Origin of the sequence: Methylobacterium sp. 22177, from assembly GCF_052045615.1 — a bacterium.
Taxonomy (GTDB): Bacteria; Pseudomonadota; Alphaproteobacteria; order Rhizobiales; family Beijerinckiaceae; genus Methylobacterium; species Methylobacterium radiotolerans.
In genome coordinates this window covers 76,731-88,391 of sequence record NZ_JBQEPK010000011.1, presented here as the reverse complement: position 1 = coordinate 88,391, position 11,661 = coordinate 76,731, and the positions used below count along the sequence as shown (strand labels likewise).

At 73.1% G+C, this 11,661-nt stretch carries 11 protein-coding genes; 5 read left to right on the top strand and 6 right to left on the bottom strand.

Annotated elements, in window-relative coordinates; genetic code table 11:
* Positions 1-15 precede the first annotated feature (15 nt).
* Positions 16-1,332, bottom strand: a complete 1,317-nt coding sequence (locus tag ACTJK8_RS12910) for a CitMHS family transporter (RefSeq protein ID WP_024829002.1) — start codon at positions 1,330-1,332, stop codon at positions 16-18.
* A gap of 117 nt (positions 1,333-1,449) precedes the next feature.
* Here ACTJK8_RS12910 and ACTJK8_RS12905 point away from each other — a divergent pair, with 117 nt between their 5' ends.
* A complete protein-coding gene (locus ACTJK8_RS12905; protein WP_012320978.1) occupies positions 1,450-2,376 on the top strand; it encodes a LysR family transcriptional regulator in 927 nt (308 codons plus the stop codon).
* A gap of 15 nt (positions 2,377-2,391) precedes the next feature.
* Here the strand turns inward: ACTJK8_RS12905 and ACTJK8_RS12900 are convergent, their stop codons facing one another.
* Positions 2,392-4,209, bottom strand: coding sequence for an amidohydrolase (locus ACTJK8_RS12900; protein ID WP_440762013.1), 1,818 nt, complete (start codon positions 4,207-4,209; stop codon positions 2,392-2,394).
* Positions 4,210-4,523: 314 nt separating this feature from the next.
* On the opposite strand from ACTJK8_RS12900, the gene ACTJK8_RS12895 reads away from it, so the two are divergent.
* Positions 4,524-4,796 (top strand): hypothetical protein, encoded by a 273-nt coding sequence (locus tag ACTJK8_RS12895; protein WP_012320980.1) that lies wholly within the window; start codon positions 4,524-4,526, stop codon positions 4,794-4,796.
* A 364-nt stretch (positions 4,797-5,160) separates the two neighbouring features.
* Positions 5,161-6,834, top strand: coding sequence for an ABC transporter ATP-binding protein (locus ACTJK8_RS12890; protein WP_440762012.1), 1,674 nt, complete (start codon positions 5,161-5,163; stop codon positions 6,832-6,834).
* 124 nt (positions 6,835-6,958) lie between these two features.
* Here the strand turns inward: ACTJK8_RS12890 and ACTJK8_RS12885 are convergent, their stop codons facing one another.
* On the bottom strand, positions 6,959-7,930 hold the full coding sequence (locus ACTJK8_RS12885; RefSeq protein WP_053621243.1) for a bifunctional helix-turn-helix transcriptional regulator/GNAT family N-acetyltransferase: 972 nt from the start codon (positions 7,928-7,930) through the stop codon (positions 6,959-6,961).
* Positions 7,931-8,155: 225 nt separating this feature from the next.
* On the opposite strand from ACTJK8_RS12885, the gene ACTJK8_RS12880 reads away from it, so the two are divergent.
* A complete protein-coding gene (locus tag ACTJK8_RS12880) occupies positions 8,156-9,091 on the top strand; it encodes a helix-turn-helix domain-containing protein (protein WP_029360002.1) in 936 nt (311 codons plus the stop codon).
* A 28-nt stretch (positions 9,092-9,119) separates the two neighbouring features.
* Here the strand turns inward: ACTJK8_RS12880 and ACTJK8_RS12875 are convergent, their stop codons facing one another.
* Positions 9,120-10,079: an alpha/beta fold hydrolase gene (locus ACTJK8_RS12875; protein WP_012320984.1), complete on the bottom strand. Its 960-nt coding sequence runs from the start codon at positions 10,077-10,079 to the stop codon at positions 9,120-9,122.
* Positions 10,076-10,411: a GIY-YIG nuclease family protein gene (locus ACTJK8_RS12870; RefSeq protein ID WP_440762011.1), complete on the bottom strand. Its 336-nt coding sequence runs from the start codon at positions 10,409-10,411 to the stop codon at positions 10,076-10,078. The genes ACTJK8_RS12875 and ACTJK8_RS12870 overlap by 4 nt, the downstream gene beginning before the upstream one ends.
* Before the next feature lie 72 nt (positions 10,412-10,483).
* Here ACTJK8_RS12870 and ACTJK8_RS12865 point away from each other — a divergent pair, with 72 nt between their 5' ends.
* Positions 10,484-11,173, top strand: a complete 690-nt coding sequence (locus ACTJK8_RS12865) for a DUF2239 family protein (protein WP_029360003.1) — start codon at positions 10,484-10,486, stop codon at positions 11,171-11,173.
* Between the two features lie 5 nt (positions 11,174-11,178).
* On the opposite strand, the gene ACTJK8_RS12860 is transcribed toward ACTJK8_RS12865, so the two are convergent.
* A partial coding sequence (locus ACTJK8_RS12860; RefSeq protein ID WP_440762010.1) for a methyl-accepting chemotaxis protein occupies positions 11,179-11,661 on the bottom strand: 483 nt, incomplete at its 5' end.

The following is an 11,661-nucleotide window of genomic DNA, read 5'->3' as shown; positions in this document are numbered from 1 at the left end:
CCGCTGTCAGAGGGATCAGAGGGGGAAGACCCCGAGGACGACGCAGGTGAGGGTCATCACCACCGAGGCCGCCAGCAGGAACGGGAAGGTGAACTTCTGGTGGTCGGCGAGGTCGATCCCGGTCAGGCCGCAGACCAGGAAGGTCGCGGGCGTCAGCGGGCTGACGGGGAAGCCCGTCGTCATCTGGCCGAGCAGCGCCCCCTGGGCGACCTGCACCGGCGGGACGCCGAGCTGGTGGGCCACCTCCGCCACCACCGGCAGGACGCCGAAGTAGAACGAGTCCGGGTCGAACAGCATCGACAGGGGCATCGACACGAGGCCGAGCGCGAACGGGATGTGGCGCCCCATCTCCGGCGGCACGAAGGTGACGGCCGTCTGGGCCATGGCCCTGAGCATGCCGGTGCCCTGCATGATCCCGGTGAACACGCCGGCGGCGAGGAGGATCGAGGCCATCAGGATCGCGGCCCTGGCGTGCGCGTCGATCCGCTGCCGCTGGGCGTCGACCTGCGGGTAGTTGATGACCAGCGCGAGCGCCGTGCCGAGCATGAACATCAGCGCCGGCGGCACCTTCTCGGCCAGGAAGACCATCGTCCCCAGGACCGCCGCCGTGAGGACGAGGTTGATCCAGAAGCGGTCGGGGCGGCGCAGGGTCCGCTCCGCGTCGCTCAGGATCCGGGCGGTCGCGGCCGGGCCGGGGGCGGCCCCCGCGGCGCCGGGGACGTGGGCCAGACGGCGCTCCTCCCGGAGGCCGAGCCAGTACGAGACGGCGAAGATGAAGACGAGGCCGACCGCCTGAACCGGCACGAGGGGCGAGAAGATCTCGGGGATCGGCAGCTTCAGGGCGGCGGAGGCGCGGATCATCGGCCCGGTCCAGGGCAGGAAGTTCACGCCGGCCGCCATCGAGGCGGCGCAGGCCAGGATGCGCCGGTCGATGCCGACGCGGTCGTAGAGCGGCAGCATCGCCGGGATGGTGATCAGGAACGTCACCGCACCCGACCCGTCGAGGTGGATCAGGAGCGCCAGCAGGGTGGTGCCGGGCACGATCCGGGTGGGGCGGGTGCCGACCCGGGCGAGGATCCGGTCGATGATCGGGTCGAGCATCCCGGCATCGCTGACGATGCCGAAGAACAGGATCGCGAACACGAACATGCCGACGACGCCCGCGAGGCTCTGCAGGCCCGCGAGGACGAACTTGCCGGTGTCGAACCCGAACCCGCCGATCAGGGCGGCCGCGACCGGGATGACGATCAGCGCCACGAGGGGCGACATCCGCTTGGTCAGGATGACGGCGAGCAGCAGCGCGATCGTGCACAGGCCGAGCAGGGCCAGCATCCGTTCCTCCCGTTGGGCGCCGGCGCGGTTCGGATCCGCGCCTGTATCGGGTCAGGAGACGGCGGAACACTTCATGACACAATTGAAAAGATCGGATCGCAGCGATAGCCTGAGTTTATGGATCTCAACCTGCGGCAGGTGCGGGCCTTCGTGTCGGTCGTCCAGGCCGGCAGCTTCACCCGGGCCGCCGCCCTGCTGAACCTGTCGCAGCCCGCCCTGACGGTTCAGATCCGGCGCCTGGAGGAGACGCTCGACGCGCGGCTCCTCGACCGGACCAGCCGCACCGTCGCGCCGACGCGGCTCGGCCGCGACCTGCTGCCCGTGTTCCAGCGTGTGCTGCGCGACCTCGACGCGGTGGTGGTCGACACCCGCGACCTCGCGGCAAGGCGCCACGGGGTCGTGCGCGTCGCGACGCTGCCGTCCTTCGCGGCGAGTGTGCTGTCCGACGCGATCGTCCGCTTCCGCGCCGAGCACCCCGCCGTGACCTTCCGGATCAAGGACGTCATCGCGCAGCGGGTGCTCGACCTCGTGCGCGGCGAGGAGGCGGATCTCGGCATCGTCGGCGGCGACGTCCGCGATCCGGAGATCGGCGTCCTGCACAGGACGCGCGACGCCCTGCACGTGATCTACCCCGCCGATCACCCGATCGGCGCGCTGCCCCGGGTCACGATCGCGGCGCTCGCCGAGCACCCCCTGATCCTGATGGATCCGGCCACGAGCGTGCGGGCGGTCGTCGACCGCGCCTTCATCGGCTCGGGCCGGCTGCCCCGCGTGGCCTGCGAGGCCACCTACATGATGACCGCGGTCAGCATGGTCCGGGCCGGCCTCGGCCTGACGATCCTCCCGGGCGCGGCGCGGGAGATCCGGGCCGAGCCCCTGCTCCGCTCGCGGGCGATCGACGACCCGCTGTTCGAGCGTCCGGTCTGCCTGATCAAGAAGGCGGGGCGGACGATGCCGCCGGCCGCCGAGGCGTTCTGCCGGATGGTGGCGGACCGGCTCGCGGATCCGGGCGGGACAGACGCCGGCGCCGCGCCGAGCCCCTGAGCGGCGGTCGGATCCTCAGGCCCGGTGCCGCACGACGCCGTCCATCATGGTCAGGACGACCGCGGTCCGGTGGATCTCGTGCGGATCGATCGCGAGGATGTTGCGGTCGAGGACGATCAGGTCGGCGCGCTTGCCCACCTCGACCGACCCGATCCTGTCGTCCATGCGGAGCTGATAGGCGGCGCCCATCGTGTTGGCGTGGATCGCCTCCGCGACCGTCAGGCGCTCCTCGGCCGGGCTCAGCACGGGCGCGTCCGGCCGGCCGACCAGCTGGCGCGTCACGCCGACCTGGATCGACTTCAGGGGCTCGTAGGTCGAGACGTAGCCGGCCGCCGGCCAGTCCGTGCCGAAGGAGACGCGCCCGCCCTGCCTCAGGATCGTCCGGGTCCGGTACATCCGGCTGGCCCGATGCGCGCCGTAGCGCGCCATCATGTTCTGCAGCGTGTCGGGATCGGCCGACGACCAGTTGGCCGAGAACTGCGCGGTCACGCCGAGCCGGGCGAAGCGGGGCGCGTCGCTGTCCTCGACATAGACCAGGTGCGCGATGGCGTGACGCCGGTCGCGGGCCGGGTTGTTCGCGACGGCCTTCTCGATGGCGTCGAGGGCGACGCGGGCGGTGCGCTCGCCGCAGGCGTGGACGTGGACGTCGAAGCCCGCCGCGTCGACCGCGCCGACGAGGTCGTGCCACTGCGCCTCGGTGAAGGGCGACCCTCCGGTCGAGTCGGGCAGGTCGGCGTAGGGCTCGATCAGCCACGCCGTGTAGCCGCCCTGCGAGCCGTCGCCGACGATCTTCACGATGTCGACGTGCACGAACTCGCTCGAGACCTGCCGACGCACGGCGTTGAACTGCTCGACCGTGTCGTCGATCGGCAGCGACTTCACCGAGTAGGAGGCGGAGACGCGGAACGGCAGCGTGCCGCGCTTCTCGGCCACCGCGTAGAGCGCGATGATGGCGGCCTGATCGCTGCCGACGGGCGGGACGCCCGCGTCGAAGACCGTGGTGATGCCCGCGGCCGCGGCCTTGGGCAGCCAGCCCTCCAGCAGGCTGCCCATGGCGGCGACGCTGATGGGCTCCACGGCGTTGACCAGCTCGAGGACCGCGTTGACCTCGAGCACGTAGCCGGTGGGGTCGCCCTTCTGGTCGCGCGCGTAGTAGCTGAAGCGCGGGATCGGGTCGGGCGTGTCCCGGTCGACGCCGGCCATCGCCAGCGCCCTGGAATTGGCCCACAGGCTGTGCCCGTCGATGGCGAAGAAGAAGGCCGGCCGGTCCGGCAGGATGGCGTCGAGTTCGGCCCGGTTGGGGCCCTCCGGGGGGAACATGTCGACGCGCCACCCGAAGCCGCGGATCGGTCCGGTCGGATGCGCCCGCGCGTGGGCCTCGATGGCCGCGAGGACCTGGGCGAGGTCGTCGAGCTGCAGGTCGACCCCGGACGTCAGGAACGCGCCGAGGAACGGGTGGGTGTGGCCCTCGACGAAGCCGGGCATCAACAGCCGGCCCTCGAGATCCACCACCTGCGTGGCCGGGCCGGCCAGCGCCATCGCGCCGGCCGCGTCCCCTACATGGACGATGGTGTTGCCGCGGACCGCGACCGCTTCGGCCCAGGGGGCCGGTCCCGCCACCGTGTAGACGGGACCGTTGTGGAACACGACGTCGGCCGGCTCCGCCGCGGCCGCGCGGCCGCTCCCCTGTCCGGCGCGGGCGCCCGTCGGGACGCGGTCCAGCGCCAGGGCCGTCGCGGTCATGGCAGCGCCCGACCGCAGCACCGCGCGCCGATTGACGGCGTGTCCGCCGAAGGCCTGGAAGTGGGGCGCCCAATCACACGCGACGCACATGAACGCCTCCCGCCTCCCGGTCCCGACGAGACCCGATCCTGTTCTTGTAAATACTTCGCTAAAATTTATTAGAGACTGGCTAAGAGCCGTCCGCCCAGATCTCGCGGGATGATCGAGATGACCAGTTCAGGTCGCCCGGGTCGGCGGCCAGCCTGGGCAAAGATCCGATCACGCCGATCGCCATGGGGACTCTATCGGCCAGTCGGATTACGGGGGATAGTGGAGCCGTCCGGCTCACGATCGGACGAAGGCGGTTCCGCCAGGCGACGGATACTGCCAGGTTGCTTCACGCGCGCTCGATGACGGGAGGTACAATGACCCGAACCCTCTTCCGCTCCGCGGGCCTGGCCTTGCTGAGCCTGGCCGTGCCCGCCACGCTCGCGGCCCAGGGCCTGGCGCCCGACCAGACCGGCACGGGCGGCGGCCCGGCCTCGACGATCACGGCGCCGAACACCAACAGCCTCGGTGTGACCAAGCCCCCCGGCACGTCCCTCGGCCCGGGCGAAGTGCCGCCGCCCGCCGTGCAGGAGCGCGAGCGCGCCCGGCTCAACAAGATCGAGCGCAGCATCTGCGACGGCTGCAACTGAGCGCGGGCGTGGCCGGTCGCGACGCCCGAGGCAGGGCCCCTCGCTCCCGGCCCGGTCGCTCGGCGGCCCGGGCCTCGTCCCGGACATCGCGTCCAGCGTCTCGTCTGGGCGCGCATCTCCACTCTTGTGCGGGATCTGACGTCTACTGTGCCGTGAGCCTCCCCAGCCTGGAGCGGCTCGCTGCACATCGCCCGGGCTTCGTCCCCGTTGTTGCGGTCCGACCGGATCCGCGGTCCGCGGTCCCACCGCCGCGGGATCCTGCCGTTCCCGATCGTGCCGGGCCGGGCAGCCGCGCGACGCCCGGGTAGACGAGGCCGCGCGCACCGACGATCCTGTCCGGCGCCGGAAACGAACCCCCGCAGCGATGGCGCCGATTCTCCGCTCCCTTCTCCGCGCCTACTGGCACGAGGCGCGCTGGACGATCCTGCTGGTCCTGGCCGCCACCCTCGCGGGCGCCGTGGCGGCGGTGTCGGCCCCCTACCTGTTCTCCCGCGCCGTCGACGCGCTCGCGCGCGGGCCGGACACCGCGGCGGCCCTGCATCTGCTGCTGCTCTACGCGGTCCTCTACGGGGTCGCGAGAGCGTGCGGTCAGGCCGCCCGCTTCATGGCCTTCCTGTCCGCCGAGCGCCTCGGCGTCATCGCCAACGCTGCCTTCTTCGCCCGCCTTCTGCGCAAGACCCCGGCCTTCTTCCTCGACCACAACCCCGCGGAGGTCGGCAGCGCCCGACAGGAAGGCGCCCGGACCCTCAACGTCGTCACGCAGCTCGCGATCGGCGGGCTCCTGCCGGGCGCCGTGCAGATCGGCGTCGGGGCCGCACTCCTCGGCAGCCTCCTGAACTGGGAGACGGCTGCGATCGTGCTCGTCTACGGGGCCGTCGTGATCGGCCTGGACTACCTCCGCATCGGGCGCGTGCGGCCCTTTCTGGACGCCGCCATGGAGCGCGGCCAGGAGAACGCGCGGCTCGTCGGCAACGCCATCACCCTCATCGACACGCTCCGCCAGACCCGCGGCGAGGCCTGGATCAGCGCGCGCTTCGCAGCCGGGGCCGCGGACGCGTACGCGAACTGGCGCCGGTTCGCGCTGGCGAGCGGCGTGTTCAGCGGCGCCCTCGGGGCCGCGGCCGCGCTGCAGCTGGCCGTGACGTTCCTGATGCTCCTCCCGCGCTACGAGGCCGGGCTGCTGTCGGTCGGCGACATCGTGCTGTTCAACACGATGCTGATCCAGCTCAGCGAACCGTTCCACCTCGTCGGCATGGCGATCAAGGAGACCGCGGAGGCCGCCGCCCGTTTCCGCCCGCTGGCCCGGATGTGGGCCGCGCCCGAGGAGGCCGAACCGTCCGATCCGCTCCCCTACCGGGGGGCGGAGGGGACGATCGCGTTCGAGGCGGTCGGCTTCCGCTACCCGAACGGGCGCGGCGTCGCCGACCTGAGCTTCACCGCCCGCCGCGGCAGGCCCACCTTCCTCGTCGGCGAGACCGGATCGGGCAAATCCACCGTCCTGAAGATGCTGCTCAAGGGGCTCGCCCCGACCGAGGGGCGGATCCTGGTCGACGGCGTCGACCTCGCCCGGGTGCGCAGCGGCGACTGGTTCGCCCATGTCGGCGTCGTGCCCCAGGACGTGATGCTCCTCAACGACACCCTGGCGGTCAACATCGTGCTGGGGCGCCCGTTCGACGCCGCGCGCCTGCGGGCGGCCGCCGAGCGGGCGTCGATCCTGGCGCGCGTCGAGGCCATGCCGGAGGGTTTCGAGACGGTGGTGGGCGAGCGCGGCCTGAAGCTGTCGGGCGGCGAGCGGCAGAGGATCGCGATCGCCCGCGCCCTCTACGCGGATCCGAGCGTCCTCGTCCTGGACGAGGCCAGCTCGGCGCTGGACGCGGAGACGGAGCGCCAGGTCATGGACGGCCTGCGTGGGCAGGCCGACCGGCTGACGATCGTGGCAGTCACCCACCGGATGACCTCGGTCCGCGACGGCGATCAGGTCGTCCGCCTGGCGTCGGACCGCGCGGGGCGCGCGCCGGTCCCGGAGGCGGCCGTCTGACGCCGGGGCCCGCGGCCGACGGCAGAGCGACACCGTCCGCGGGCCAGGACGTCTGCGGATCCTCTGCCGCCGAGCCGAGGGCGCGAGCCGGGACGCGGGGAATGGTAGCCCCGGGCCGGCGGTGTCACAGGGGGTAGCGCATGGCCACGTTGCAGCGGGCATAGCGCCGGCCGAACCGGTCCATGATCTCCGGATCGTGCCGGAACCCGACCTTCTCGTACAGGTGCACGGCGGCCTCGCACCGGGTGTTGGTGAGCAGGTAGAGCGTCTCGATCTCCATCGCCGCGGCGCGGGCCAGCACCGCCCGCAGCAGGTGCTCGCCGGCCTTGCGGCCCCGGGCCCGCGCGGACACGGCCATCTTGGTCAGCTCGTAGCAGCCCGCATCCGTCCGCATCAGCGCGCAGGTGCCGACGATGCCGAGATCCGCCGACTCCACGAAGAGGATGAGCCCGCCGCGGTCCAGGATCTGGCCGCGGGGATCGGACAGGATCCGGCGGTCGTTCTCCTCCAGCGCGAACATCGCCTCGATCCACTCGGCGTTGATGTCGCGGAAGCGGCCCGCCAGCGCGTCCGTGTAGTCCCGGATCGTCAGGCCCGTCGCGGCGTCGCCGGCCGCGTCGTCCTCACGGATGCGGGCCGCGAACGGGACGGCGTCGAGCCTGCGCTCCAGCGCGGCGATCTGATCCAGCAGGGGCCCCGACAGCCCGGCGCACAGGCCCGCGACGGCCCTGTCGACGCGCGGCCAGAGCGCGCCCTTGGCGCGCGCCATCAGGGCCTCGCCCGCGCCGCTGAGCGACAGGGCTTTCTGGCGAAGGTCCGCACCCGACCGCGTCTCGTCGAGCAGTCCGAGCTCGACGAGGCTGGCCGCCGTGCGCGTGGCCGCCGGCTGGCTGACGCCGAGGACGGCGGCGGCGTCGCCGATGGTCAGCGGGCCGTAACGGTCGATGGCGGCGAGCATCGGGAACTGGGCCGGCTGGATACCGAGCCCCTCGTCCCGCAGGATCCGGGCGGCGTCGGCCTGGAAGCGGTCTGCGAGACGCTTCAGACGGCTGCCCAGGAACAGCGGTCCGAGATCGTCGAGGATGTCTGCGGGCATGTGGTCCTCCCGAGCCCGTTTTATATAACGCGTTATGTTTCATGCAAGCCCGTGCGGCTCCGGGGCCTTCGCGCACCCGCGCCACCGCGGTCGCGCGGTAAATCAGGGGCCCCCGCGGCCGCCCCGCCGGGGCCGGCTGCAAGCGATCGTAGATTGTGTCCGATAGGGACTGGCCGGATGCGCAACGTAAGGTAAAATCGCCAACCCTCGGTCGTCGGTCCCGCCGTGAACTTCGTACCCCGGTCCCTCTTCACCACGGATGCCCTGCCGGAGCGCGACCGGTTCGCCGCGTGGCGGGCGCTGTTCTCGGCCCACGACCTCGACGCCGATCCGCACGGCTTCACGGGCCGGATCGAGACGACGCTGATCGGCCCGATGGCCCTGCGCGTCATGAACGCCGCGCCGCAGGGGCCCGCGCGGTCCCGGTCCCAGATCCGGCGCGACGGACAGGACGGCTTCGTCCTGCACCTGAGCCGGCACGCCTACAGCGTCGAGACCGAACGGGGCGTGGTGGAGGTTCCGGCGGGCGCGGTCAGCCTCAACGACCTGTCGCAGCCGTACCGCCGCAGCCGGGTTCCGGAAACGGACTCGCTGATCCTGGCGGTCTCGCGCGCCGCGATCGCGACCGTGCTGCCGGACGAGGACGCGATGCACGGGCTGATCCTGTCCGGCGGCGCGGGCCACCTCCTCGCCGACCACATCCGGAGCCTGGCGGCGCACAGCGACGCGATCACCGCGACCGACGCGGCCCATATCGCCCAGGCCACGCTCCACATGGTCGCGGCCTGCGCGCGCCCGAGCCTGGACGGGGCGGCCCGCGCGGCCGCACCGCTCGAGGCCGCCCGGCTCAGGACCGCGAAGCGGCTCATCCGCGGCCAGCTCGCCGCGCCGCCCCGGATCGACGCGATGGCGCGGGCGCTCGGCATATCGCGCTCCCAGCTCTACCGCCTGTTCGAACCGGAAGGCGGGGTGGCACGCTACCGCGCGCGGCAGCGCCTCGCGGCCGTGCGGGCCGCCCTCGACAATCCGCTGGAGCCGCGGTCGATCGGCGAGATCGGGGAGGTCTACGGCTTCGGGAGCAGCGCCCAGCTCAGCCGTGCCTTCCGGGAGGCCTACGGCCTGACGCCGCGCGACTACCGCGCCTCGCGCAGCGGCGGCTGATGCGACCGGGACCGCCGCGGCCGAGCCGTCACGCGCCGCGCCCCGGATCGATGGCCGGCTGTTCGCCCGGCACCGACGGGGTCGCGCGGCGCGCGGTTCGCGCGATCGCTTCGGCGATGGGACCGTGCAGCGACGGCGGCAGGTCGTGTCCCATCCCCTGGATGGGCAGCCAGGCCGCGCCGGGGATCGAGTCGGCAATGTCCTGCCCGCAGGCGAGCGGGAACAGGGGGTCCTCGGTCCCGTGCACCACGAGGGTCGGCGCGCGGATCGCCGCCAACCGGGCGCGTCGGTCGCCCGCGAGGACCAGCGCGGCGAGCTGCCGTCCGAAGCCGCCCGGGACGTAGCCGCGGCGCAGCTCCGCGCGGATGAGTGCCCGGTACGCCGCCTCGTCCAGAGGGTCGGACCGACCGGCCAGCCGCCGGGCGACGGCGACGGCCTGCGCGACGAAGCCCGCCTCGTCCAGCGACGGGTCGGGGGCGGGCCGCATCATCAGGGCCATCGCGTCGGGCGCGGCCGGGGGCAGGCCCGGGTTGCCCGTGCTCGACATGATCGCGGTGAGGGATCCAACCCGCGCGGGATGCTCGCTCGCCAGGATCTGGGCGATCATGCCGCCCATGGAGCGGCCGACGACGTGGGCGCGGCGGACCGACAGGGCATCGAGCAGCCCGACCGCGTCCTGCGCCATGTCGGCCAGCGTGTAGGCGAGGTCCGGCCGCCGACCTTCGGCCAGCGCCGCCGACAAGGCCGCGAAGTCCGTGGCGCCGTGCGCGGTGAAGGCGGTCGAGCGCCCCGAATCGCGGTTGTCGAACCGCACGACCCGGAAGCCGCGCTCCGCCAGCGCCCGGCAGAAGGCCTCGGTCCAGCGGATCATCTGCGTCCCGAGACCGGCGATCAGGAGGATCGTCTCGGCGGCCGCGTCGCCGAAGCAGTCATAGGCCAGGGTGACGCCGTTGGCCGGCAGGTGCCCCGACGCGTCCGGCGCGCTCATATCCGGACCGCCCCCAGGCGGTCCGCCCATTGGGTCAGGTGCTCCTTCATCGCCCGGTCCCTGACGTAGCCGCTCGCCTCCTCGTCCAGCCGCTCGACGATCTCGAACGCGAAGGCGTCGGCGCCGTGTCGGTTCCAGGCGTCCTGGAGCGTGCGATGCGTGTTCGTGCCCAGGCGCAGGGTGAACCAGAGGCGATTCCTGATGGCCGGCAGGTCGGGGGCTCCGCCGACCCAGGTCTCGCCGGTGGCCGCGCAGCGGATCGCGTAGATGCCGGCCTCGACCGCGCGATCCTTGTAGGCGTTCACGGCCGCCTTCCGGGCCTCTCTCGGCATCGGACGTCCTCTCACTCCGGCAGCGATGCTATCGAAGAGCACGGACGCAGGCAATATTACCCGGGTAAAATAATGGACCAGGACAGGCTCGGGCAGGGCTCGGACGGGTCTGCCGTTTCGGACGAGGGACGGCCGACCTTCACCGCCTTCGTGGGCCCGCGGCGGCTCGCCAGCGGCGCCCTGCGCGACGTGGCGCTCGCCGTGAAGGCGCTGGCGGCGGAGGGCGGCGACCCGGTCCTGACCTTCGACGATCGGTCCGGTTCCGTCGTCGACCTCGACCTGCGCGGCACCGAGGCGGACGTCGTCGCTCGGCTCGCCCGGCGCGAAACGGCGGACGCCGCCGCGAGCGGTCGCGTGAGCCGGCCCGACTCCGAGGGCGCCGCGCGGGGCCGCGGTCGCCCCAAGCTCGGCGTGATCGCCCGCGAGGTGACGCTGCTCCCCCGTCAGTGGGAGTGGCTCGCGGCGCAGCCCGGCGGCGCCTCGCAGGCGCTGCGGCGCCTCGTCGACGAGGCGCGGCGCACGGATGACGGACAGGCCCGGGTGCGGGCTGCCCGCGAGGCCGCCTACCGCTTCCTCGCCGCCGTGGCGGGCGATCGCCCCGGTTTCGAGGAGGTGATCCGGGCGCTCTTCGCCGGCGACGGCGCGGGCTTCGCCGGCCGCATGGCGGCGTGGCCCCCCGACATCCGGGACCACGCGCTGAAGCTCGCGGCCCCGGCCGCCCCGTCGGCGGGTCCGGATGCGTCGTCGCGCACCCGGCCCTGACGCGCTCAGGCGGCGCGGACGGTCGCGAGGAAGCGGCCGACCTCGGCGCCGAGATGCTCGGATTGCCGCGACAGCTCCGAGGCCGCGTCGAGGACCTGGCCGGCCGCGGCCCCCGTCTCCTCCGACGCCTGCGCCACCCCGGCCATGTTGCCCGTCACCTCGCTGGTGCCGGTCGAGGCCTGCGCCACGTTGCGGACGATCTCCTGGGTCGCCGCACCCTGCTGCTCGACCGCGGCGGCGATCGAGGTCGCCACGCCGCTGATCTCGCGGATCCGGCCGGTGATGCCGGCGATCGACGTGACCGCCTGCCCGGTCGAGGCCTGGATCTGCGCGATCTGGCCGGAGATCTCGTGCGTCGCCCTGGCGGTCTGCTCGGCCAGCGCCTTGACCTCGGAGGCCACCACCGCGAAGCCCTTGCCGGCGGCCCCGGCCCGGGCCGCCTCGATGGTGGCGTTGAGCGCCAGCAGGTTGGTCTGGCCGGCGATGTT